Below are 22117 nucleotides of genomic sequence, written 5' to 3'. Positions count from 1 at the left end.
GCTGGCAGCTATGAATCAAGGAGCGACCGTCACGCCTGCTGCGCCCGCAGGCGGTGCAGCGGGCAGGGCCTGCGCCGATGCTGGCAGGCCGAAGACGCGGTCAAACGCCCAATTGAAGGCGTAGGTATAGACCAGAAAGAACAGCAGCAGCCCGGCCTCCAGCACCGTGGCCTGCCACAGGCTGACGCCAAACCACCAGGCCATCAGCGGTATCAGCACCAGCGCCAGCCCGCCCTCAAAACCCACGGCATGCACCACGCGGCGCAGCACCGACCGGCCCTTGACGCTCTGGCGCGCCTCCCAGCGCTCGAACAGGTGGTTGAACACCACATTCCAGACAATGGCCAGCGTGGACGCCACCACGGCCATGGCGCCCGACGCGCCCGCGCTCTGGCCGATGGCCATGAACAGCAGGCTGGAGACGGCAATGGCAATGGCTTCATAGAGGGTGACAAAAAGCACCCTGCGCCTCGGCCCCTGCAGGCCGGCGGCATGTGTTGTTGCACTCATGCGGGGCAGTATATGAAGCCTGCTTGACCCACGCAGCGGCGGGGCCGCGTTGCCCGGCAAGGCGACACAATAGGCTTTGAAGCAACACATTGCCGCACAGCCATTCAAGAAGGAATTTCTCATGCCCCAGCAACACCCCTTCGACGTCGCAGACAACAGCCTGGCCAGGCTGTGGCGCCAGTGGCAGCCGGGCGACTTCGCCGTGACAGGCAATGGCAATGGCAAAAACAGGAACGGCAAGCATGGCGATGACGAAGGCGCCGCCGCCGTGCGCCTGAAGGACTTTGACCCGGCCGCCAAACCGTTTTCGTGCGGGGACAAGGCCCAGGACAGAACCCGCGTGGACGAGCTGGCGCTGGAGCTGGACGCGCTGCAAGACCTGTTTTACGCCGACCGGCGCTACAAGCTGCTGGTGGTGCTGCAGGGCACGGACACATCGGGCAAGGACGGCACGATACGCGGCGTGTTCGGCCGCATGAGCGCGCTGGGCGTGCGCGCCGTGGGCTGGAAGGCACCCACCGAGTTCGAGCGCGCGCACGACTACCTGTGGCGCATCCACGCCAAAGTGCCCGGCGCGGGCGAGCTGACGGTGTTCAACCGCAGCCACTACGAAGACGTGCTGGTGCCGGTGGTCAACGGCTGGATCACGCCCGAGCAGCAGCGCCAGCGTTTTGCCCACATCAACGCTTTCGAGCGCATGCTGGCCGAGACCGGCACGGTGGTGCTGAAGTTCATGCTGCACATCAGCAAGGACGAACAGCGCCTGCGCCTGCAAGAGCGCCTGGACGACCCGGCCAAGCACTGGAAGTTCGACATCGGCGACATCAAGGTGCGCGAGCAGTGGGACGACTACCAGCGCGCCTACGAGCAGTTTCTGGCTGCCACGCACACGCCCTGGGCGCCCTGGACCATCGTGCCCGCAGACTCCAAGACGCACCGCAACCTGATGATCGCCTCGGTGGTGCGCGCCGTGCTGCGGCAACTGGAGCTGCGCTACCCGCCGGGCGATCCGGCGCTGGAGAAGTTCACAGTCAAATAAGGCCGAAGCGCTTATAAAACAAGCGCTAGCAGCTATGTTTTAAATAGCAAAAGACGCCGTGCGGTGCCTGCGGGGCCATGCCGCCGCGGCATGCCTGCACAGGGCAACGGCATTGGACAAGCCCGGGCTGCAGGCCTACAGTGATCTGCCTGACAGACCCCACTGCGCAAGGACGCCCGCATGCCACACACCGCACAAGCCCCCATTGCCTCGACCGCCCCCACCGCCGCGCACGCCCTGCCCTCCTACCTGGACCCCAACCACCTGGGTCCCTGGGGCACCTACCTGCAGCAGGTGGATCGCGTCACGCCCTACCTGGGCAGTCTGGCGCGCTGGGTGGAGACGCTCAAGCGGCCCAAGCGCGCGCTGATCGTGGACGTGCCCATCGAGATGGACGACGGCACCATCGCCCACTTCGAGGGCTACCGCGTGCAGCACAACCTCAGCCGCGGCCCGGGCAAGGGCGGCGTGCGCTTTCACCAGGACGTGACGCTGTCCGAGGTGATGGCCCTGTCGGCCTGGATGAGCATCAAGAACGCCGCCGTCAACGTGCCCTACGGCGGCGCCAAGGGCGGCGTGCGGGTGGATCCGCGCAAGCTGTCGCGCGCGGAACTGGAGCGCCTGACGCGCCGCTACACCAGCGAGATCGGCTTTCTGATCGGCCCGTCCAAGGACATTCCTGCGCCGGACGTGAACACCAACGCGCAGATCATGGCCTGGATGATGGACACCTACTCCATGAACGTGGGCGCCACCGCCACCGGCGTGGTCACGGGCAAGCCGGTGGATCTGGGCGGCTCGCTGGGCCGCAACGAGGCCACGGGCCGCGGCGTGTTCACCGTGGGCGTGGAAGCCGCCCGGCTGACGGGCCTGACCATCCCCGACGCACGCGTGGCGGTGCAGGGCTTTGGCAACGTGGGCGGCACCGCCGCCAAGCTGTTTGCCCAGGCCGGCGCCAGGGTGGTGGCGGTGCAGGACCACACCGGCACGGTGCACAACGCCGCGGGCCTGGACGTGACCGCGCTGCAGCGGCATGTGCAGCACACGGGCGGCGTGGCCAGCTTTGCGGGCGCCGACGCCATGGCCCCCGACGAGTTCTGGGGCGTGGCCTGCGACATCCTCATTCCCGCCGCGCTGGAGGGCCAGATCACCCGCGACAACGCCGACCGCATACGCGCCAAGATGGTGATCGAGGGCGCCAACGGCCCCACCACGCCCGAGGCCGACGACATCCTGCAAGGCAAGGGCGTGCTGGTGCTGCCCGACGTGATCGCCAACGCCGGCGGCGTGACGGTGAGCTATTTCGAGTGGGTGCAGGACTTTTCCAGCTTCTTCTGGACCGAGGACGAGATCAACGCCCGCCTGGTGCGCATCATGCAGGACGCCTTCGCGGGCGTGTGGCAGGTGGCGCAGGAGAACAAAGTCACGCTGCGCACGGCGACCTTCATCGTGGCCTGCAAGCGCATCCTGCATGCGCGCGAGATGCGCGGCCTGTACCCCTGAAACGGCCCGCTCCGTGCGCAAGGCGGCCTTCGGGCCGCTTTTTCTTTGCCGGTCCGGGCGGCACGCGCATACGGGACATCGCGGATGGCGCGCGCGCACCCCATTTTTATAATGGGCCGTGCAGGCTGCCCCAGGCGGCCCGCATGCGCCCTTTGTTCGGGCGGTCCGCAGTGCCTGCGGCCCCCTGGAATCCCGAACCGTCTGCCGGGCGCGTCATCGCACCGGCCATTCCTACGATGGCCGGTTTCATTGCTCTCCCTGCTGCCAGCGGCAGCGTCGCGCCCATGCCATTTCCGGCAGGAAACGGTTTGGCGCTCCCATCACACAAGGAGTTCCCCAGGATGCGCATGTCCCAATGCCTGCCTCTCAGTTTTGCCACCCTCGCCGCCCTCGCCCTGCCGGCTGCCGCCCAGTCGCAAGTGACCATCAGCGGCTACCTGGACACCGGCGTTTTTCGTGACTACGACAAGACCAGCAAGCTGGGAACGATCCAGCGCAGCAATCTGGCGATTGCCGGCACGGAAGACCTGGGCGGCGGCCTCAAGGCCACCTTCCGCCTGAGCACGCGCTTCGAGCTGGACACGGGGCAATCCGAAGGCGCGGGCAGCAAGCCCTTCTGGCATGACGAATCCACCGTGGGCCTGCAAGGCAGCTGGGGCCGGCTGCGCCTGGGCCGCGCCCTCAGCGCGATGTGGGGCCAGGAATGGAAGTTCGACGCCTTCTCGAACTTCAACCGCATTGCCTCCACCGCCTGGCACCTGGCCCACTACTACACGCCGACCGACCGCGCCAGCAACAACGGGGCCGCGGAATACGGGCGCATGGCCAACGGCATTTACTACGACTCGCCCACCTGGGACGGCTTCTCGTTCAATGCCAGCGCCTCGACCGAGCGCACCCAGGCGCCCGGACGCGACGGGCGCGGCAGCTCTGTGTCGCTGAACTACGACCAGGGCCCGCTGGCCGCCATGGTGGGCTACGAGCGCAACGGCAGCGGCGACAAGGATCTGTTCCTGGGCGGCCTGTACCGCCTGGGCGCCGCCACGCTGATGATGGCCTACGACCACAGCCGCGCGGGGAGCAGCCCCGATACGTCGCGCATGGTGTCGGTGGGCGGCAGCTACGCCCTGGGTGTCACCACGCTGCGCGCCAGCTATGGCCGCCAGCGGCTGAACGACGGGGTGACCCACCACATGGCGTCACTGGGGGCGGAGTACCACCTGTCCAAGCGCACCATGCTCTACGCGAGCCTGGGGCACCAGCGCTACGAACACAACCCCTCGCGCACGGCGTTCGGCGTGGGCGTGGCCCACGCCTTCTGACGCCGCCTCAGAGCACGCGCTGCGCGCGCAGCGCCTGCAGCTGCGCGGCATCCAGCCCCAGGCGCTCGCGCAGCACCTCGTCGGTGTGCTGGCCCAGTGCGGGCGGGGCATGGCGCAGGGTGACGGGCGTGTCGGACAGGCGCAGCGGGCTGGCCGTGGTGACCACGCGGTTGACCACCTCGCCAGCGGGCATGTCGCCGTCGGGGTAGCGCTGCTGCTCCACGCGCAGGCCGCGCGCACGCACATGGACGTCGTCAAACGCCTGGCCGACGTGGTTGATGGGGCCGCAGGGCACGGCCTTGTCTTCCAGCAGGCGCACCCACTCGGCCGTGCTGCGCGTGCGTGTGAGCTGGGCCATCATGGGAATGAGCGTGTCGCGGTGAATGACGCGGCCGGCGTTGAGCGTGAAGCGCTCGTCACTCGCCCAGTCCACGCCCGCCGCCTCGCAAAAGCGGGCAAATTGGCCGTCGTTGCCAATGGCCAGCAGCATGTTGCCGTCTTGCGTGGGGAAGTCCTGGTAGGGCACGACGCTGGGGTGGGTGTTGCCCTGGCGCCTGGGGATGTTGCCGGCGTTGAGAAAGCCCGCGCCCTGGTTGGCCAGCACGGCCATGGCCACGTCCAGCAGCGCCATGTCGATGTGCTGGCCGCGGCCGGTGCGGTGGCGGGCCTCCAGCGCGCCCAGGATGGCGGTGGTGGCGTACATGCCGGTGAACAGGTCGATCACAGCCACGCCCACGCGCATGGGGCCGCCGCCGGGCTGGTCGTCGGCGTGGCCGGTGATGCTCATCAGCCCGCTCATCGCCTGGATCAGCAGGTCGTAGCCAGCGCGCGGAGCGTAGGGACCGGTGTGGCCAAAGCCCGTCACCGAGCAGTAGATCAGGCGCGGGTTGAGCGCCGACAGGCTCTCGTAGTCCAGGCCGTAGCGCTTGAGACCGCCGGTCTTGAAGTTCTCCACCACCACGTCGCTTTGCATGGCCAGCTCGCGGATCAGCTGCTGGCCCTCGGGCGTGGCCATGTCCACGGTGACGGAGCGCTTGTTGCGGTTGCAGGCGGCAAAGTAGCAGGCGTTGTCGGTGGGCTTGCCCTCGGCGTCGGGGAAAAAGGGCGGGCCCCAGTGGCGGGTGTCGTCGCCGTCGCCGGGTTTTTCGATCTTGATCACGTCGGCACCCATGTCGGCGAGGTTCTGGGTGCACCAGGGACCGGCCAGCACGCGCGAGAGGTCGAGCACGCGCAGGTGACTCAGGGCGCCGGTGGCGGCGCTGGTAGAGGAAAGGTCGGCAACAGCAGTCATGAGGGCTTGGATGAAAAAAGTGGGAGCAATCGTACGCGCACCGCTGCGGCCCTGGTTCGCATTTGTGAAAGCCGGCGTTTGCGATGCTTTCTGGGAGCCTGTAGGACTTGGAGCGTCGAAAGCGAAAATCGGCCCCAGCGAGCACAGTTTTTGCCGGGTTCGCAGCCCAATAGCCCAGCTATTAGGCAAGAAGACGGTGAAAAATGGGCCGCTGCGGTCGATTTGCAGCCGGCGATTTCCAAGTCCGACAGGCTCCTAAAATCGCGCCCCTATGGCAATGCACTTCGACCTTGTGGACCTGCGCCTGATGGTGCATATCGCCGACGCCAACAGCATGACGCGCGGCGCCGAGCTTTCTTTCATCTCCCTGCCCGCGGCCAGCACGCGCATCAAGAACCTGGAGGAAAGCATTGGCACCAAGCTGCTGTACCGCACCAGCCAGGGCGTGACGCTGACGCCGCCGGGCCAGGCCTTTGTGACCCATGCGCGCATGGTGCTGGGCCAGATCGAACACCTGCGCGGCGACATGCAGGAATACGTGCGCGGCATCAAGGGCCATGTGCGGGTGTTTGCCAACACCACCTCGCTGGGCGAGTTTTTGCCGCCCGTGCTGCGCCACTTCCTGCGCCGCAACCCGGACGTGAACATCGACCTGCGCGAGCGGCTGTCGCACGACATCGTGCGCGCCGTGACCGAGGGGCAGACCGACATCGGCATCGTCGCCGGGCTGGTGCGCACCGAAAACCTGGAAACCCTGCCCTACCGCCGCGACCGCCTGGTGCTGGTGGTGCCGCGCGGCCATGCGCTGGACGGCCAGATGCAGATCGACTTTGCCGACACGCTGGAGCTGGACTACGTGGGGCTGCACGAGTCCAGCGCCATCCATGCGTTTTTGCGCCAGGCCAGCGACCAGCTGCACCGCCCGATCAAGCTGCGCATCCAGGTGGGCAACTTCGAGACCGCCTGCCGCATGATCGAAGCCGGCGTGGGCGTGGGCGTTCTGCCCGAGTCCGCGGCCAGCCGCCACGCTCAGCACATGGACATCGCCATCGTGCCGCTGTCGGACGCGTGGTCGGTGCGCGACATGCAAATCTGCGTGCGCAGCCTGGAGGCCCTGCCCAGCTTTGCGCAGGAGCTGGTGCAGCTGCTGGTGGCTGACGCGCAAGGGCGGCTGAAGCTGGACAACGCTCCTTAAAAAGGAGCGCCTAGCGCTTTATTGACAAGCGCTGGAGGCACTTTTAGCCCAATTACTCCAGGGACTTCCAGGTCACCGGCGCCAGCCAGTACTTGAAGGTGCCCTGGGCCGTGGCCACCACCTGGCCCTGCTCGTCCAGCAGCTGGCCCGCGCAGCTGCACAGGCTGCGCGTGGCGTGCACCACCCAGCCTTCGGCCAGCAGCGGGCCGCGCGCAGGGCGGTGAAAGCGGCTGGTCATCTCCACCGTCACGGCGGTCTGCGAGGGCGCACCGGGCAGCTGGCCCGCTGCGCGTGACATGACCGAGTCCAGCAGCGTCATGATCACGCCGCCGTGCGCGGCCGGCAGCTGGTTGAGCAAATCCTCGCGCAGCTGCGGCAGGCGCACGTGCACCTTGCCCGGCGGCGCAGGCACCTGCGCCGCGCCGATCAGGCGCATGAAAGCGCTGCGGTCGGGCGGCGGCGCGCCGCCGGGCCATGCACTGTCCTGCGGCTCGGTGCGCGCCGGGTCAGGCGCAAGGCCCGGTGCCGCGTCCTGCGCCGCAATCGTGCCGCTCATGCGTTACGCGCCTCGCGCACCATGTTGCGGGCGATGATGATCTGCTGGATCTGTGTGGTGCCTTCATACAGGCGGAACAGGCGCACGTCGCGGTAGAAGCGCTCGATGCCGTACTCCGTCATGTAGCCCGCGCCGCCCAGAATCTGCACCGCGCGGTCGGCCACGCGGCCGCACATCTCGGTGGCGAACATCTTGGCGCAAGAGGCCTCGGTGGACACGTTGTGCCCGTCGTCGCGGCGGCGCGCGGCGTCGATGGTCATGCACTCGGCGGCGTACAGCTCGGCCTGGCTGTCGGCCAGCATGGCCTGCACCAGTTGAAAGTCGCAGATCGCCTGGCCGAACTGCTTGCGCTCCAGCGCGTATTGCAGCGCATCGCGCAGCATGCGCTTGGCCACGCCCACCGCCACCGCGGCAATGTGGATGCGGCCCTTTTCCAGCACCTTCATCGCCGTCTTGAAACCCTGGCCTTCTTTCAGGCCGATCAGGTTGGCGGCGGGCACCTTGACGTTGTCGAAGATCACGTCGCAGGTGTGGGCGCCGCGCTGGCCCATTTTCTTGTCGTATTTGCCAAAGCTGATGCCGGGCGTCTTGGCGTCCACGATGAAAGAGGACACGCCGCCCGCGCCCTTGTCCTCGGGGTTGGTGCGCGCCATCAGCGTGAACATGCCGGCATGCGGCGCGTTGGTGATGTAGCGCTTGGTGCCGTTGACGATGTAGTGGTCGCCGTTCTTGATGGCGGTGGTGCGCAGCGATGCCGCGTCCGATCCGGCTTCGGGCTCGGTCAGCGCGAACGAAGCAATGATTTCACCCGTCGCCAGCTTGGGCAGCCACTGCTCTTGCTGCTCGGGCGTGCCGTCCATCAGGATGCCCTGCGAGCCGATGCCCACGGTGGTGCCGATGATGGAGCGAAACGCCGGCGAGGTCTGGCACAGCTCGAACAGCACGCGGCATTCCTCTTCCATAGTCAGGTCCAGGCCGCCGAACTTCTCGGGAATGGTCATGCCGAACAGGCCCAGCTCGCGCATCTCCTGCACGATGGCCTCGGGGATTTCGTCGGTCTCGGCGACTTCGTTTTCGGCGGGCACCAGGCGCTCGCGCACGAAGCGGCGCACGCTGTCGAGCAGGGCTTCAAGAATTTCTGGATCGCGGATCATGTGTGCTTCACTTTCTGTATTTCAGTTGTTTCCAAGCGCTGCGCGCCACCGGCGGTGTATGAAACCAGCGCGGGCCGCGCCTCTGGCGGTGTCACAGGGTTTCCGCCGTGCCCAGCACCGCCGTGGACTGGCTCGATAGCGTGCCGCCGTTGCCATGCACCACGGCCGTGCGGTAATGCTTGAGCTGGCGCGCACCGGCCTCGCCGCGCAGCTGGCGCACGGCCTCGATCAGCGCAAAGATGCCGTACATGCCCGGGTGCACGCACGACAGGCCGCCGCCGTTGGTGTTGACGGCCAGGCGCCCGCCGGGCGCGATGCCGCCCCCCTGCACGAAAGCGCCGCCCTCGCCCTTGGCGCAAAAGCCCAGGTCTTCCAGGAACAGCAGGGTGTTGATGGTGAAGGCGTCATAGACCTGGGCCATGTCCATGTCCCTGGCCTGCAGGCCCGCCATGGCAAAGGCCTGGCCGCCCGATTGCGCGGCAGCCGTGGTGGTCAGGTCGGGCATGCACGAGATCTGGCGGTTCCAGATGGCCGTGGCATTGCCCAGCACATAGATCGGCGGGCGCGCCAGGTCACGCGCGCGGTCGGCGCGGGTGAGCACCACGGCGCCAGCGCCGTCGGTCACCAGGCAGCAGTCGCGCACGGACAGCGGGCTGGCAATGGGGCGTGCCGCCAGCACGTCTTCGATGCTGAGCGGGTCGCGCATGAAGGCTTCGGGGTTCAGCTGCGCCCAGGCGCGTGCGGCCACGGCCACCTCGGCCAGCTGCTCGCGCGTGGTGCCAAATTCATGCATGTGGCGCGCGGCGGCCAGCGCGTAGGCGGCCACGGGCAGCACGGGCTCGTACGGAAACTCGTAGGGCTGGGGGTCCAGAAAGCGGCGCGCGGCCTGGCTTTCCTTGCGGCCAAAGGTGGCCGAGCGCTGCGCGCTGCCGTAGCACACCAGCACCGCCTTGCACTGGCCGGCCTCCAGCGCGCGCATCGCAGGCAGCAGGTGGGCAATGAAGCTGCTGCCGCCGATCATCGTGCCGTCCACATAGGTGGGGTTGATGCCCAGATGCTCGATCACCGGCATGGTCCACATGCTGGCATTGACGCTGCAGGTGGCCAGGCCGTCGATGTCGCGCATGGTCAGCCCGGCGTCGGCCACGGCGGCCTGCGCGGCACGCACCAGCAGGGTCATGTCGTCCATGCCGGGCGCCTCGCCGCAGCCATAGGTGGCGGCGCCAGCGATGGCCACGCGCCCGCGCAGCGGGCGGTTGACGGCGGCGGCGTCCAGGTGGGATTGCGGAATACGGCTCATGCGGCACCCCCTTCTTGCGCCACCGGCTGGAACAGCACCAGCCCGCGCCCGTCTTTCTGCGCCACATGGGCCTGCACCGGCATGCCGATGCGCACGTCCTCGGGCGCAACGCCTTCCACGCGGCTCATCATGCGCACGCCTTCATGCAGGTCGATCAAGGCCACGTTGTAGTTGCCCCCCGCATCGGCCTTGCGCGCAATGGTGGTGACGGAATACACGGTGCCCCGGCCGCTGGCGCGCACCCAGCGCAGCGTGCTGGCGCCGCAGTGCGGGCACAGCTCGCGCGGCGTGAAGACATGGTGCTGGCACTGCGGGCAGTGCTGCAGGCAAAAGCGGCCGGCGTCGAGCTCGGCCTGGTAGTGGGTGTGTGCGCTCAGGTGCATGGGTTTCTCTTGAAAGTCTTTGCAGTACCGAGTGCAGCATGCCCCGGCGCCCGCGTCACTTCAATTTGACAATATGAAAGGGCGTCTTCGCCGCGGCATCACCCCGGCGTAATCCCCGCCGTCTTGATCACCTTGGCCCATTTGTCCAGCTCGCTGCGCAGGCGCTGGCGCATCTGCTCCTGCGTGCCGGGGTCGGCCTCGGCGCCGGCGTCCAGCAGGCGCTGGCGCACGGCGGGGTCTTTCATGGCGGTATTGAAGTCGGCGTTGATCTTGTCCAGCACGGCCTGCGGCGTTTTGGCGGGCGCGAACAGCGCGGCCCACGAATAGGCCTCGTAGCCGGACAGACCCGCCTCCACCCCCGTGGGCACGTTGGGCAACATGGCCGAGCGCTGGCGGCTGGCCACGCCCAGCACCTTCACGCGGCCGCTCTTGATGTGCTGCAGCGCCGTGGGCGCGTCGCTGAACATCAGCTGCACCTGGCCGCCCAGCAGGTCGTTCATCGCCGGGGCGCTGCCCTTGTAGGGCACATGCTGCAACTTGGTGCCGGCCTCCATGTTGAACAGCTCGCCCGCCAGGTGCGTGCCGCCGCCGTTGCCCGAAGAGCCATAGGCCAGCGGCGTGCCCTTTTTGGCCAGCGCGATCAGCTCCTGGATGGTGTTGGCCGGCACCGACGGGTGCGCCACGATGAACACGGGGAACATGGCCGCGAAGCTGATGGGCACGAAGTCTTTTTCGATGTCATAGGGCAGCTTGCCCATCAGCGCCGGGTTGACCGAATGGTGGATGGCACCCACGAACAGGCCGTAGCCATCGGGCGCCTCTTTGGCGGCGGCTGTCGCGCCCACCACGCCGCCGGCGCCCGCGCGGTTGTCGATGACGGTGGGCGTCTTCCAGATTTCCGACAGCTTGTGGCTGAACACGCGCGCCGTGGTGTCCACCGGGCCGCCCGGCGGGAAGGGCACGATGAAGCGCACGGGCTTGGTGGGCCAGGGCTCGGAAGCCAGTGCCGCCAGCGGATGGGCTGCGGTGAACAGGCTGGCCGCGATAAAGCTGCGGCGCGAAGTCAATGCATGCATGAGGTGTCTCCTATCGTTGTCAGACCGGCTGCGGTCCGATGGGCCTTGCCCCGTATCAATCAACGGTGATGCCCTGGGTCACCGTGGCCCACATGGCGCGCTCTTGTGCGCCGCGCTCGGCCAGCTTTTGCGGCGCGCCGGTCCACTCGTCGTAGCCCAGTTCCTTGTAGCGCTTCTTCAGGTCTGGCTGCTGCAGCGCGGCATTGACGGCCTTGTTGAGCCTGGCCACCAGCTCGGGCGACATGCCCTTGGGGCCATAGACGCCATACCAGCCGCCGACGTCAAAGCCCTTGAGGCCCTCGATGCCCGACTCGGCGAACGTGGGCACGTCGGGCAGCGAGGCATTGCGCTGCGGCGAGGTGACGGCAATGGCGCGTACCTTGCCGCTGTGGATGTAGGTGCTGGCGGTGCTGATGATGTCCAGCATCATGTTCAGTTGCCCGCCGATCACGTCCGTCATCGCCGGGGCGTTGCCCTTGTACGGGATGTGGTTCATGTCGATGCCGCTGCGCTTGGCAAACAGCAGCGCGCCCAGGTGGTTGGAGCCGCCCACGCCCGCCGAGCCGTAGGCCAGCTTGCCGGGGCTGGCCTTGGCGGCAGCCACCAGCTCGCGCACGCTCTTGTAGGGCTCGTTGTTATTGACCACCAGCACGTTGTGGTAGCTCAGGATGGGCGCCACGGGCGTCAGATCCTTGGCCGGGTCGAACGGCATCTTGGTCATCACGTTGGGGCTGATGGTGATGGTGGGGCTGGCGGCAAACCACAGCGTCAGGCCATCGGGCTTGGCGCGCACCACCTCGCTGCCGGCAATGGTGGCGTTGGCACCGGTCTTGTTCTCCACCATGACCGGCATGCCCAGTTCCCTGGACAGCGCCGGCGCAAACAGGCGCGCGCCCTGGTCCACGGGGCCGCCCGCGGCATAGCCCACGATGAGGCGCACGGGCTGGCCGTCCTGCGCGGCGGCGGGCAGCGCAAGGGCAAAAGGCGCCAGCGCCAGGGCGGCCAGGGCGAGGCGGCGGGGGGATGCGGTCATGAAAATGTCTCCTGTCAGTCTTGGGGGGCCGGGGGCTGCGTTGCACGCGCGAACTGCCCCGGCGGAACGGCCACGCACCCGTGGTGCGGCGCGTGAGCAACGGCCGCGATGGTGCCCCCCGGCGGGCCTGGTGTGAATCTGCTTTTGCCGAAGCCGGGCTTCAGGCCTGCTTGGAGAGGGTTTTCCCGCAGGCCCCGCAGCTAGCGGATTTACACCCGCTCAAACACCGCCGCAATCCCCTGCCCACCGCCGATGCACATGGTCTCCAGGCCGTAGCGGCCCTTGCGGCGCTGCAGCTCGTGCAGCAGCGTGGCCAGGATGCGCACGCCGGTGGCGCCTATGGGGTGGCCCAGCGAGATGCCCGAGCCGTTGACGTTGAGCTTGTGCTCGATGGCGTCCTGGTCCTGCCAGCCCCAGCCCTTGAGCACCGACAGCACCTGGCAGGCGAAGGCCTCGTTGAGCTCCACCAGGTCCATGTCGTCGATCTTCAGGCCCAGGCGCGCCAGCAGCTTTTGCGTGGCCGGCACCGGGCCGATGCCCATGTGCGATGGCTCGCAGCCCGCGGCCGCCCAGCCCACCAGCGTGGCCATGGGGGTCAGGCCCAGCTCGGCCAGCTTGTCCTCGGCCACGATCAGGCAGGCAGCCGAGGCATCGTTTTGCTGGCTGGCGTTGCCGGCGGTGACGGTGCCGTTCGGCATCAGCACGCGCAGCTTGCCCAGGCTATCGGGCGTGGCGTCGGCGCGAAAGCCTTCGTCCTGGCCAAACACCACCGGGTCGCCCTTGCGCTGCGGCACCTGCACGGGGACGACCTCATCGTTGAAACGCCCGGCAGCCCAGGCGGCGGCCGCCTTCTGGTGGCTGCGCACGGCGAAGACGTCGGCCTGCTCGCGCGTGATGCCGTAGTCGCGCGCCAGGTTTTCGGCGGTTTCGATCATGCCGCTGATCTTGCCGAAGCGCTCCACCGGCTGCGAGCGCTCGCGCCCGCGGTCCAGCCGGTCGTAAAAGCGCACATTGCCCGAGCGCGCGCCCCAGCGCATGTCGGTGCTGTAGTACTCGATGTTGCTCATGCTCTCCACGCCACCGGCAATCACCACGTCGGCAGCGCCGCTTTGCACCATCATCGCGGCGGTGACGATGGCCTGCAGGCCGCCGCCGCAGCGCCGGTCCAGCTGCATGCCGGGCACCGACACCGGCAGCCCCGCCTGCAGCGCGGCCCAGCGGCCCACGCAGGGCACTTCGCTGTTGGCGTACGACTGGGCCATCACCACGTCGTCGATGCGGGCGGGGTCGATGCCGCTGCGCTGCACCACGGCGCGCACCGTGGTGGCGGCCAGCTCTTCAACGGGCACGGGGCGCAAGCTGCCGCCAAAGGTGCCGACGGGGGTGCGAACAGGGGTGACGATGGCGGCTCTGCGCATGGTGGTTCTCCTTGATGAATCTGAATGAAAAAATGGACTAGCGCTTGTTTATCAAGCGCCAGCAGCTATCACTTTTGAATAAAAACCGCGCCGCAGCGGCGCAGCAGCGCGTGGGCCTGGCGCTCCAGGTCTTCGCGGTGTTCAGGGGCCGCAATGGCGATCAGCCGCTGCACCCGGCGCGACAGCGTCTGCCCGCGCAGGTCGGCCACGCCATGCTCGGTGACGATCAGGCCCGCGTCGCTGCGCGGCGTGCTCACCGGGCCTGCCAGCTGCGCCACGATGCGCGTCTGGCCCTTGGCGGTGGCGGGCAGCGCCACGATGGGCAGGCCGCCGCGGCTCTTGGCCGCGCCGCGCAAAAAGTCCACCGCGCCGCCCACCGCGCCCACGTAGCAGCCGGCCGCCACCTCGGCGTTGATCTGGCCCGTCAGGTCCACCTCGATGGCGGCATTGATGGCCGCCAGTTTGTGGCTGGCAGCCAGCACATCGGGGTCATGCGTGTAGCCGGTGCCGCGCAACTCGATCAGCGGGTTGCGGTGCGCCCAGCGGCGCAGCTTGTCGCTGCCCATCAGGATGCCGCCAATGCCCACGCCGGTGTCCAGGCTCTTCTTCGCGTTGGTCAAAACACCGGCCTCGGCCAGGGCTGCGATGCCGTCGCCCACCGCGCCACTGTGCAGGCCCAGGTCGCGGTGGCTGTGCAGCGCGGCCAGCACCGCTTCGGGCAGGTTGCCCACGCCCAACTGCAGCGTGGCGCCGTCCTCCACCAGCGCGGCGACATGGCGGGCAATGGCCAGCTCCACCGGGCCGGGGGCGGCGCGGCTTTGCTCCAGCGGCGGGTGCTCGGCGTCAATCAGCAACGCAAAGTCGCTGGCCTGCAGGTGCACGCTGCCGTGCGTCCAGGGGACTTGGGGGTTGACCTCGGCAATCACCACGCGCGCCTGCGCCAGCACGGCGGGCAGGTATTCCTGCGCCAGGCCCAGGCTGTAGCGGCCTTGTTCGTCGGGCAGGGACACCTGCAGCAGCACCACGTCGGCAGGCAGCACGCCCGCGCGGATCAGGTGCGGCAGGTGCGAGTAGTGGCTGGGCAGGATGTCCAGCACGCCGGCATCGGCCAGCCTGCGGTGCGGGCCGCCCGCGGCGTAGCCAAAAAAGTCGATCACGTCGGCCTGCCCGGGCGCCAGCGTGTCCGACGCGCCGATGCCCACGAACACGCGCAACCGCCCGCCCTGCGCCAGCGCGTGGCGGTGCGCGGTCACGGCGCGCGTCAGCGTCAGCGGCTCGGCCGTGGACTGGCCCCACCACAGGGTGTCGCCGGGGCGGATCAGCTGCTGCAACTGGTCAGCCAAGAGGCTCATGTCAGTTCTCCACGGCGCTGCGACGCACCTGCAACCCCTGAAACTGGCGCAACCCAGGCCAGGGCCGCCGTGCAAGGGCCGCCCCGCCGCACTGGCGGCGTCCCCCTTCCCGCAGCGCGAAGCGCGCAGAGAGAAGGGGCTGAGGGCCGCGGCTCCAAGCCTGCCTGCGCAGGCTTGGACGGCCTCGAAGAGCTGCCGCCTCTGGCGGCTGCACCGAGGCGCGAAGCGCCTCAGGGGGATGCTTCACAATTTTTCCCAATCGAAGCGCAGCGGCTCTTTGTTTTTGAAGCGGCGCACCGCGTCCTGGTGGTAATCAGAGCCGCGGCACAGCGACTGTGCGTAAGACTCCAGCTCGGCCATGGCATGGGCGTCCAGCTCGAAGGCCTGGTTCATCACGGTCTTGGCCATGCCGATGGCGGCGGTGGAGGCCTCGCCAAAGCGCCGCGCCAGCGCCTGCGCGGCATCGTGCAGCGCGGCGGCGTCTTCGACGATGTCGAACACCATGCCCAGTTGCCTGGCTTCCTGCGCATCGACGGTGCGCGCCGTGAAGACCAGCTCCTTGGCCCGCTGCTGGCCCACGATGCGCGGCAGCAGGCGCATCACGCCCAGGTCGGGCACCAGCCCGATGCGCCCGAACACCGCGCAGAACTTGGCGCGGCGCGTGGCCAGCACGAAGTCGGCCGCCAGCGCCAGGCCCAGGCCGGCACCGAAGGCCGGGCCATCGACCGCGGCAATGACGGGCTTTTCGAGGTTCTCCAGCTCGGGGAACCACTGGTGCAGCTCGCGCATGCCTTTGCGAAAAGTCAGCCCGGTGCGGCTGGTGTCCAGCATGGCCGAGATGTCGCCGCCCGAGCAGAACGCGCCGCCCGCGCCCGTGAGGATGACGGCGTGCACGCTGGCGTCGTCGCGCATCTGCGCAATGGCGGCAGCCAGCGCCGGGCGCATGGCCTGGTTGAGCGCGTTGCGCGCCTCGGGGCGGTTGAGGGTGATGGTGCCGATGCCGTCCTGCACGGAGGTCAACACGGGGGATTCGCTCATGGGTGTCTCCTTGTCATTTTTCCCTTGCCCACGGCCGGGCGAGGTGTTCAGGCCCGATCAGGCCAGTTCGGCAAACCCGTGGCTCAGCACCACGATGCCGCGCTCGGCCACGCGGGCGCGCAGCTGCAGCTGCCCCGGCTGGCCGGGCACGCGCCAGATCTCGGTGACCAGCGTCTCGCCCGGGTACACCGGCGCGGCAAAGCGGATGTCCAGCGCCTTCAGGCGTGCCGGGTCGCCGCCCGCGCACTGGCGCAAGATGGCATGCGCCACCAGGCCGTAGCTGGCCAGGCCGTGCAGGATGGGGCGCGCAAAGCCCGCCTTGGCGGCCACGGCGGGGTCGGCGTGCAGCGGGTTGTAGTCGCCCATCAGGCGGTACAGGAGCGCCGCCTCGGGCCGGATGGCCTGGGTGTCGGTGAAGTCGGGGGCGCGGTCGTCGGGTGTGGGCGCCAGCGCGGGCAGCGGTGCGTCGCTGGGCTGGCCGCCCTTGAGCTGGCTGTAGCCGCCGTCGCCGCGCAAGAAAGTGACCTGCTGCAGCGTGGCCAGCAACTCGCCGGCCTGGTTGTGCAGGCTACGCTCGACGACCAGGATGGCGCCCTTGCCCTCGCCCTTGTCGATCAGATGCGTGACGCGGCTTTTGCCCACCACCTCGCAGCTGGCGGGCAGCGGCTGGTGCCAGCGCACGCGCTGCTCGCCGTGCAGCAGCTTGACCCAGTCGATGCCGGTGTCGGGCTCGCGTGCCCAAAAGCCCGGGTAGCCCAGCACCACGGCCTGCGTGGGCAGGGCGCGCAGGCCGCCCTCCAGCCCCTCATAGACAAAGGGCAGCGCGCCGGCGTCCAGCGGGTCGTTGCCCAGCCCCAGGCTGAGCGCGTACAGCATGGTGTCGCGCTCGGTGTAGTGCTGGTGCACGGGCGCGAAGGCCCGGTTTTTCAGGTGTTGGTAGTCAATAGCCATTTCGGTCTTTCATGACGCTTTACGCCGCTGCGCAACCCCGGCAATTGGCGCCGCCCCAGGCCAGGGCAGCCGAGCCAGGGCCGCCCCGCAGCGAGGGCTGCGTCCCCCTTCCCGGAGCGCGCAGAGAGAAGGGGCTGAGGGCCGCGGCTCCAAGCCTGCCTGCGCAGGCTTGGACGGCCCCGAAGAGCTGCCGCCTCTGGCGGCTGCACCGAGGCGCGAAGCGCCTCAGGGGGTTGTCACCATCACACCGGGTCCCAGCTGAACACGTCGGCCGAGCGGTCCATCGGCACGAACGAGGCCTTGAGCGCGGGCATGCCGTGCTCGGCGATGAACTCGGGCGTCCAGCCTTCGCTGCGGTGCACCGAGCGCAGGGGGCGCGGCTGGCTCATCAAAAAGATCTCGTTGTTGCGCACGGCAAACACCTGGGCGTTCACGTCCTGGGCCTGATCCGACAGCAAATAGACGGCCAGCGGCGCGATCTTGTTGGGCGTCATCTGCTGGATCTTGGCCACGCGCGCCTGCTGCTCGGGCGTGTCGGTGGGGATGGAGCCGATCATGCGGCTCCAGGCAAACGGCGCAATGCAGTTGGAGCGCACGTTGAACTTCTGCATGTCCAGCGCAATGCTCTTGGACAGCGCCACCAGCCCCAGCTTGGCGGCGCTGTAGTTGGCCTGGCCGAAGTTGCCGATCAGGCCCGAGGTGGAGGTCATGTGCACGAAGGCGCCGCTTTCCTGCTCCTTGAAGTGGGTGGCGGCGGCGCGGGCCATGTAGTAGCTGCCGTACAGGTGCACCTTGATCACGGCGTCCCACTCGTCCAGGCTCATCTTGTGGAAGAAACGGTCGCGCAGGATGCCCGCGTTGTTGACCACGCCGTCGATGCGGCCAAAGTGGTCCAGCGCGCACTGGATGATGCGGCCGGCAGCGGCAGCGTCGGCCACGCTGTCCATGTTGGCCACGGCCTGGCCGCCGGCAGCCTTGATCTCGTCCACCACTTTTTGCGCGGGGCCGGCGTCGGTGCCCTCGCCGGTGGTGGAGGTGCCGATGTCATTCACCACCACCTTGGCGCCGGCCGCTGCCAGCGCCAGCGCCATGTCGCGCCCAATGCCGCCGCCCGCGCCCGTCACCACCACCACTTTGTCCTGCACCATTTGTTGCGCCATGTTCGTCGTCCTTCGGTTTGTGTTGTCAATGAGCGGCGAAGCATGAACGCAAAGGCGCGCTGGCGCCATTCGGCAATCGCTAGGCGGGGCTTTGGCTGCATGAAAGCTTTGATCAGGGCTTACCTGGGGCTTCATGGGCGCCGAAGGCACGCTTCCACAAACGCGGATTGCGCGCTCGCCCACCAGCCCGCACCATGACGGCCATGACAGAACCCACCATCGATACCGCCCAGCTCGCGCACCTGCAAACCTGGCAGGGCAAGAGCGAGACGCTGAGCGACACCCTCACCGCCGCGCCCGTGGACGCCCTGTCGGCCACGCTGGACCGGGACGACCCGGCGCCCGCCGCCGGCACCGCCCTGCCGCCGCTGTGGCACTGGCTGTACTTTCTGCCGCATGCGCGCCAAAGCGAGATTGGCCCTGACGGCCACCCCAGGCGCGGGGGCTTTTTGCCGCCGGTGCCGCTGCCGCGCCGCATGTGGGCGGGCGGGCGTCTGCGCTGGGAGGCCGCCAACCCGCTGCAGGTAGGGCAAGAGGTGCAGCGCCAGTCCACCATTCAGTCGGTCAAGCACAAGGCGGGGCGCACGGGCGAGCTGCTGTTCGTGCTGGTGGAGCACCAGTACCGCAACGCGCAGGGCCTGGCGCTGACCGAGGAGCACGACATCGTGTACCGATCGGCCGCCCAGCCCGGCGACCCCGCGCCTGCACCGCAAAAACCACCACTCGATGGCCAGGCCGCGTGGTCGCGCACCATTACTCCCGACGATGTGCTGCTGTTTCGCTACTCGGCGCTCACCTTCAACGGCCACCGCATCCACTACGACCGCAAGTACGTGACCGAGGTCGAGGGCTACCCCGGCCTGATCGTGCATGGCCCGCTGATCGCCACACTGCTACTGGACCTGCTGCGCCGCAGCCTGCCCGGCGCGCAGGTCGCCCGCTTCGACTTTCGCGCGGTGCGGCCCACGTTTGACCTGCACCCGTTCAGCGTGCACGGCAAGCCGTCGGCCGATGGCAAGACCGTCGAGCTGTGGGCGCAAGACCACGAAGGCTGGCTGACCATGCAGGGCACGGCCACGCTGTTCTAACGCTGCAAACTTTATAGCTACCAGCGCTTTACCCATAAGCGCTGAAGGCTAAAAACACTTGAGAAAACCACCATGATTCACCAGCCCGACCAGTACCAGGAAATCCGCGACGCCGTGCGCGCCCTTTGTGCCCAGTACCCTGACGAATATTTCCGCAAGGTCGATGAGGCCCGCGCCTACCCCGAGGAGTTTGTCGATGCCCTGACCCAGGCCGGCTGGATGGCCGCGCTGATCCCGCAGGAATACGGCGGCTCGGGCCTGACCATGGCCGAGGCCTCGGTCATCATGGAAGAGATCAACCGCAGCGGCGGCAACTCGGGCGCCTGCCACGGCCAGATGTACGTGATGAACGCCATCGTGCGCAGCGGCTCGCAGGCGCAAAAAGAAAAGTACCTGCCGCAGATTGCATCCGGCGCGCTGCGCATCCAGTCCATGGGCGTGACCGAGCCCACCACCGGCAGCGACACCACCAAGCTCAAGACCACGGCGGTGAAGAAGGACGGCCGCTGGGTCATCAATGGACAAAAGGTGTGGATCTCGCGCATCCAGCACAGCGACCTGATGATTTTGCTGGCGCGCACCACACCCGCCGACCAGGTGAAGAAGAAGTCCGAAGGCCTGAGCTGCTTCCTGATCGACCTGAAGACCGCGATTGGCAACGGCCTGACGGTGCGCCCCATCCTGAACATGGTCAACCACGAGACCAACGAGCTGTTCTTTGACAACCTCGAAATCCCCGAGGACGCGCTGCTGGGCGAGGAAGGCAAGGGCTTCAAGACCCTGCTGGACGGCCTGAACGCCGAGCGCACGCTGATTGCCGCCGAGTGCATCGGCGACGGCTACTGGTTCATCGACCGCGCCAGCAAGTACGCCAACGAGCGCGTGGTGTTCAACCGCCCCATCGGCCAGAACCAGGGCGTGCAGTTCCCGATTGCCGACGCCTTCATCGAGCTGGAAGCCGCCAACCTGATGCGCTGGAAGGCCTGCGAGAAGATCGACGCCATGCAAAACGCCGGCGCCGAGGCCAACATGGCCAAGTACCTGGCCGCCAAGGCCAGCTGGGAAGCGGCCAACGTCTGTCTGCAGACGCACGGCGGCTTCGGCTTTGCCTGCGAATACGACATCGAGCGCAAGTTCCGCGAAACCCGCCTGTACCAGGTGGCGCCGATCTCGACCAACATGATCTACAGCTACGTGGCCGAGCACATCCTGGGCCTGCCCCGTTCGTTCTGAGATGAACAACCCCCTGAGCGGCTGCGCCGCTTCCCCCTTCTCTCGCGCTTCGCGCGGGAAGGGGGACGACGCCAGCGCGGCGGGGCGGCCCTTGCGCGGCGTCCGCTGGTGTGGGTCGCGCCAGTGGCGAACGTCGCGGGCAGTGCCACCGATCGATAAAAGTCCCGAGCTATGAATCCAACCATCCGCCCCCTCGACGGCATCACCGTCATCTCGCTGGAACACGCGGTCGCCGCGCCGTTTTGCACGCGCCAGCTGGCCGACCTGGGCGCGCGCGTCATCAAGGTGGAGCGCCCCGGCAGCGGCGACTTTGCGCGCGGCTACGACCAGCGCGTGAAGGGCCAGTCCTCGCACTTCACCTGGCTCAACCGCAACAAGGAAAGCCTGGCGCTCGATGTGAAGCAGCCGCAGGCCAAGGCCGCGCTGCTGCAGCTGCTCAAGACGGCCGACGTGCTGGTGCAGAACCTCGCGCCGGGCGCGGCCGCGCGCATGGGCCTGTCGCATGAAGCCCTGAAGGCACACAACCCGAAGCTGATCGTGTGCGACATCAGCGGCTATGGCGCCGATGGCCCGTACCGCGACAAGAAGGCCTACGACCTGCTGATCCAGAGCGAGGCGGGTTTTCTGTCCGTCACCGGCACGCCCGACACGCCGAGCAAATCCGGCATCTCGGTGGCCGACATTGCCGCGGGCATGTATGCCTACACCAACATCCTGTCGGCCCTGCTGCTGCGCGGCAAGACGGGCGAGGGCAGCCATATCGACGTGTCCATGCTCGAAGCCATGGGCGAGTGGATGGGCTACCCGATGTACTACGCCTACGACGGCGCCCCGCCGCCGCCGCGCACCGGCGCCAGCCACGCCAGCATCTACCCCTACGGCCCGTTTGTGGCCGGCGACGGCAAGACCGTGATGCTGGGCCTGCAAAACGAGCGCGAATGGAAGGCCTTTTGCGACACCGTGCTGCAGCGCCCCGAGGTGGCCGCCGATGCACGCTTTTGCTCCAACGCCCAGCGCAACGCCCACCGCGAGGCGCTGCAGGCGCTGATCGTGCAGACGTTTGCCAGCCTCAGCGCCGCCCAGGTGGTCGAACGCCTGGAGCTTGCCGGCATTGCCAACGCCCGCGTGAACGACATGGCCGACCTGTGGGCGCACCCCCAGTTGCAGGCGCGCCAGCGCTGGCGCACCGTGGGCACGCCCGCGGGCGATGTACCCGCGCTGCTGCCGCCGGGCGTGAACAGCGCGTTTGACTACCGCATGGATGCCGTGCCCGCCGTGGGCCAGCACAACGCCGCCATCCTGGCCGGGCTGGGCTGGACGGCGCAGCAGATCGACGCTTTGCAATCACCCCAGGCCATTTGATGCGACATGGCGGGCGCCCTCACCCCCGCCCTTGTATCTTCTAAACCTCGAAGTTCAGGACATGGTTTCGGAAAGTTGTCCACAGCCTGATAGCCCTCTGGGAGCTGTGAGCATCCCGTGGGAGAGCATGCGGCGTGGACAGCTGACCGTCTA

The 22117-nt window shown here is 68.0% G+C and carries 20 protein-coding genes; 7 read left to right on the top strand and 13 right to left on the bottom strand.

Features of this window, described 5'->3' with window-relative positions; all coding sequences use genetic code 11:
- Positions 1 to 15 precede the first annotated feature (15 nt).
- Complete coding sequence (locus tag AB7E35_RS04660; RefSeq protein ID WP_428162530.1) at positions 16 to 510, bottom strand: PACE efflux transporter; 495 nt, start codon at positions 508 to 510, stop codon at positions 16 to 18.
- Between the two features lie 121 nt (positions 511 to 631).
- On the opposite strand from AB7E35_RS04660, the gene AB7E35_RS04655 reads away from it, so the two are divergent.
- The 3 genes from AB7E35_RS04655 (at position 632) to AB7E35_RS04645 (ending at position 4374) form a co-directional block, all read left to right on the top strand.
- Positions 632 to 1549: a PPK2 family polyphosphate kinase gene (locus AB7E35_RS04655; protein WP_428162529.1), complete on the top strand. Its 918-nt coding sequence runs from the start codon at positions 632 to 634 to the stop codon at positions 1547 to 1549.
- Positions 1550 to 1729: 180 nt separating this feature from the next.
- Entirely contained in the window at positions 1730 to 3052 is a 1323-nt protein-coding gene (locus AB7E35_RS04650) for a Glu/Leu/Phe/Val family dehydrogenase (protein ID WP_428162528.1), read from the top strand.
- Between the two features lie 341 nt (positions 3053 to 3393).
- Positions 3394 to 4374, top strand: a complete 981-nt coding sequence (locus tag AB7E35_RS04645) for a porin (protein ID WP_428162527.1) — start codon at positions 3394 to 3396, stop codon at positions 4372 to 4374.
- 7 nt (positions 4375 to 4381) lie between these two features.
- On the opposite strand, the gene AB7E35_RS04640 is transcribed toward AB7E35_RS04645, so the two are convergent.
- On the bottom strand, positions 4382 to 5665 hold the full coding sequence (locus tag AB7E35_RS04640; RefSeq protein WP_428162526.1) for a CaiB/BaiF CoA transferase family protein: 1284 nt from the start codon (positions 5663 to 5665) through the stop codon (positions 4382 to 4384).
- 271 nt (positions 5666 to 5936) lie between these two features.
- Here AB7E35_RS04640 and AB7E35_RS04635 point away from each other — a divergent pair, with 271 nt between their 5' ends.
- On the top strand, positions 5937 to 6860 hold the full coding sequence (locus AB7E35_RS04635) for a LysR substrate-binding domain-containing protein (RefSeq protein WP_428162525.1): 924 nt from the start codon (positions 5937 to 5939) through the stop codon (positions 6858 to 6860).
- A gap of 52 nt (positions 6861 to 6912) precedes the next feature.
- Here AB7E35_RS04635 and AB7E35_RS04630 read toward each other — a convergent pair whose 3' ends face one another.
- The 11 genes from AB7E35_RS04630 to AB7E35_RS04580 all read right to left on the bottom strand — a co-directional run bounded on the left by AB7E35_RS04630 (position 6913) and on the right by AB7E35_RS04580 (position 18281).
- A complete protein-coding gene (locus tag AB7E35_RS04630; RefSeq protein ID WP_428162587.1) occupies positions 6913 to 7296 on the bottom strand; it encodes a PaaI family thioesterase in 384 nt (127 codons plus the stop codon).
- 116 nt (positions 7297 to 7412) lie between these two features.
- A complete protein-coding gene (locus AB7E35_RS04625; protein ID WP_428162524.1) occupies positions 7413 to 8570 on the bottom strand; it encodes an acyl-CoA dehydrogenase family protein in 1158 nt (385 codons plus the stop codon).
- Positions 8571 to 8661: 91 nt separating this feature from the next.
- Complete coding sequence (locus tag AB7E35_RS04620; RefSeq protein ID WP_428162523.1) at positions 8662 to 9870, bottom strand: thiolase; 1209 nt, start codon at positions 9868 to 9870, stop codon at positions 8662 to 8664.
- Positions 9867 to 10253: a Zn-ribbon domain-containing OB-fold protein gene (locus AB7E35_RS04615; RefSeq protein WP_428162522.1), complete on the bottom strand. Its 387-nt coding sequence runs from the start codon at positions 10251 to 10253 to the stop codon at positions 9867 to 9869. The genes AB7E35_RS04620 and AB7E35_RS04615 overlap by 4 nt, the downstream gene beginning before the upstream one ends.
- A gap of 98 nt (positions 10254 to 10351) precedes the next feature.
- Entirely contained in the window at positions 10352 to 11329 is a 978-nt protein-coding gene (locus tag AB7E35_RS04610) for a tripartite tricarboxylate transporter substrate binding protein (RefSeq protein ID WP_428162521.1), read from the bottom strand.
- A gap of 55 nt (positions 11330 to 11384) precedes the next feature.
- On the bottom strand, positions 11385 to 12362 hold the full coding sequence (locus tag AB7E35_RS04605; RefSeq protein ID WP_428162520.1) for a Bug family tripartite tricarboxylate transporter substrate binding protein: 978 nt from the start codon (positions 12360 to 12362) through the stop codon (positions 11385 to 11387).
- Between the two features lie 209 nt (positions 12363 to 12571).
- Positions 12572 to 13780, bottom strand: coding sequence for an acetyl-CoA C-acetyltransferase (locus AB7E35_RS04600; RefSeq protein WP_428162519.1), 1209 nt, complete (start codon positions 13778 to 13780; stop codon positions 12572 to 12574).
- A 68-nt stretch (positions 13781 to 13848) separates the two neighbouring features.
- Positions 13849 to 15132 (bottom strand): acetyl-CoA hydrolase/transferase family protein, encoded by a 1284-nt coding sequence (locus AB7E35_RS04595; protein ID WP_428162518.1) that lies wholly within the window; start codon positions 15130 to 15132, stop codon positions 13849 to 13851.
- Positions 15133 to 15375: 243 nt separating this feature from the next.
- Positions 15376 to 16170 carry an enoyl-CoA hydratase/isomerase family protein gene (locus AB7E35_RS04590; RefSeq protein ID WP_428162517.1) on the bottom strand — a complete coding sequence of 265 codons (795 nt, stop codon included), beginning with the start codon at positions 16168 to 16170 and terminating at the stop codon, positions 15376 to 15378.
- 57 nt (positions 16171 to 16227) lie between these two features.
- A complete protein-coding gene (locus AB7E35_RS04585) occupies positions 16228 to 17121 on the bottom strand; it encodes a MaoC/PaaZ C-terminal domain-containing protein (protein WP_428162516.1) in 894 nt (297 codons plus the stop codon).
- 242 nt (positions 17122 to 17363) lie between these two features.
- Positions 17364 to 18281: an SDR family NAD(P)-dependent oxidoreductase gene (locus AB7E35_RS04580; protein WP_428162515.1), complete on the bottom strand. Its 918-nt coding sequence runs from the start codon at positions 18279 to 18281 to the stop codon at positions 17364 to 17366.
- 194 nt (positions 18282 to 18475) lie between these two features.
- On the opposite strand from AB7E35_RS04580, the gene AB7E35_RS04575 reads away from it, so the two are divergent.
- The 3 genes from AB7E35_RS04575 (at position 18476) to AB7E35_RS04565 (ending at position 21964) form a co-directional block, all read left to right on the top strand.
- A complete protein-coding gene (locus tag AB7E35_RS04575) occupies positions 18476 to 19369 on the top strand; it encodes an FAS1-like dehydratase domain-containing protein (RefSeq protein WP_428167164.1) in 894 nt (297 codons plus the stop codon).
- A 72-nt stretch (positions 19370 to 19441) separates the two neighbouring features.
- On the top strand, positions 19442 to 20602 hold the full coding sequence (locus AB7E35_RS04570; RefSeq protein WP_428162514.1) for an acyl-CoA dehydrogenase family protein: 1161 nt from the start codon (positions 19442 to 19444) through the stop codon (positions 20600 to 20602).
- Positions 20603 to 20773: 171 nt separating this feature from the next.
- On the top strand, positions 20774 to 21964 hold the full coding sequence (locus AB7E35_RS04565; RefSeq protein ID WP_428162513.1) for a CaiB/BaiF CoA transferase family protein: 1191 nt from the start codon (positions 20774 to 20776) through the stop codon (positions 21962 to 21964).
- The last annotated feature ends 153 nt before the right edge of the window (positions 21965 to 22117 follow it).

Origin of the sequence: Diaphorobacter sp., assembly GCF_050251835.1 — a bacterium.
In the GTDB taxonomy this organism is placed as follows: Bacteria; Pseudomonadota; Gammaproteobacteria; order Burkholderiales; family Burkholderiaceae_C; genus JBFXIE01.
This window is presented reverse-complemented; position numbering and strand designations above follow the sequence as displayed.

What these genes read in the sequence shown, in the direction of transcription:
- AB7E35_RS04660 (WP_428162530.1), bottom strand. Translation starts at nt 510, where the DNA reads ATGAGTGCAACAACACATGCCGCCGGCCTGCAGGGGCCGAGGCGCAGG.
- AB7E35_RS04655 (WP_428162529.1), top strand. Translation starts at nt 632, where the DNA reads ATGCCCCAGCAACACCCCTTCGACGTCGCAGACAACAGCCTGGCCAGG.
- AB7E35_RS04650 (WP_428162528.1), top strand. Translation starts at nt 1,730, where the DNA reads ATGCCACACACCGCACAAGCCCCCATTGCCTCGACCGCCCCCACCGCC.
- AB7E35_RS04645 (WP_428162527.1), top strand. Translation starts at nt 3,394, where the DNA reads ATGCGCATGTCCCAATGCCTGCCTCTCAGTTTTGCCACCCTCGCCGCC.
- AB7E35_RS04640 (WP_428162526.1), bottom strand. Translation starts at nt 5,665, where the DNA reads ATGACTGCTGTTGCCGACCTTTCCTCTACCAGCGCCGCCACCGGCGCC.
- AB7E35_RS04635 (WP_428162525.1), top strand. Translation starts at nt 5,937, where the DNA reads ATGGCAATGCACTTCGACCTTGTGGACCTGCGCCTGATGGTGCATATC.
- AB7E35_RS04630 (WP_428162587.1), bottom strand. Translation starts at nt 7,296, where the DNA reads ATGCGCCTGATCGGCGCGGCGCAGGTGCCTGCGCCGCCGGGCAAGGTG.
- AB7E35_RS04625 (WP_428162524.1), bottom strand. Translation starts at nt 8,570, where the DNA reads ATGATCCGCGATCCAGAAATTCTTGAAGCCCTGCTCGACAGCGTGCGC.
- AB7E35_RS04620 (WP_428162523.1), bottom strand. Translation starts at nt 9,870, where the DNA reads ATGAGCCGTATTCCGCAATCCCACCTGGACGCCGCCGCCGTCAACCGC.
- AB7E35_RS04615 (WP_428162522.1), bottom strand. Translation starts at nt 10,253, where the DNA reads ATGCACCTGAGCGCACACACCCACTACCAGGCCGAGCTCGACGCCGGC.
- AB7E35_RS04610 (WP_428162521.1), bottom strand. Translation starts at nt 11,329, where the DNA reads ATGCATGCATTGACTTCGCGCCGCAGCTTTATCGCGGCCAGCCTGTTC.
- AB7E35_RS04605 (WP_428162520.1), bottom strand. Translation starts at nt 12,362, where the DNA reads ATGACCGCATCCCCCCGCCGCCTCGCCCTGGCCGCCCTGGCGCTGGCG.
- AB7E35_RS04600 (WP_428162519.1), bottom strand. Translation starts at nt 13,780, where the DNA reads ATGCGCAGAGCCGCCATCGTCACCCCTGTTCGCACCCCCGTCGGCACC.
- AB7E35_RS04595 (WP_428162518.1), bottom strand. Translation starts at nt 15,132, where the DNA reads ATGAGCCTCTTGGCTGACCAGTTGCAGCAGCTGATCCGCCCCGGCGAC.
- AB7E35_RS04590 (WP_428162517.1), bottom strand. Translation starts at nt 16,170, where the DNA reads ATGAGCGAATCCCCCGTGTTGACCTCCGTGCAGGACGGCATCGGCACC.
- AB7E35_RS04585 (WP_428162516.1), bottom strand. Translation starts at nt 17,121, where the DNA reads ATGGCTATTGACTACCAACACCTGAAAAACCGGGCCTTCGCGCCCGTG.
- AB7E35_RS04580 (WP_428162515.1), bottom strand. Translation starts at nt 18,281, where the DNA reads ATGGCGCAACAAATGGTGCAGGACAAAGTGGTGGTGGTGACGGGCGCG.
- AB7E35_RS04575 (WP_428167164.1), top strand. Translation starts at nt 18,476, where the DNA reads ATGACGGCCATGACAGAACCCACCATCGATACCGCCCAGCTCGCGCAC.
- AB7E35_RS04570 (WP_428162514.1), top strand. Translation starts at nt 19,442, where the DNA reads ATGATTCACCAGCCCGACCAGTACCAGGAAATCCGCGACGCCGTGCGC.
- AB7E35_RS04565 (WP_428162513.1), top strand. Translation starts at nt 20,774, where the DNA reads ATGAATCCAACCATCCGCCCCCTCGACGGCATCACCGTCATCTCGCTG.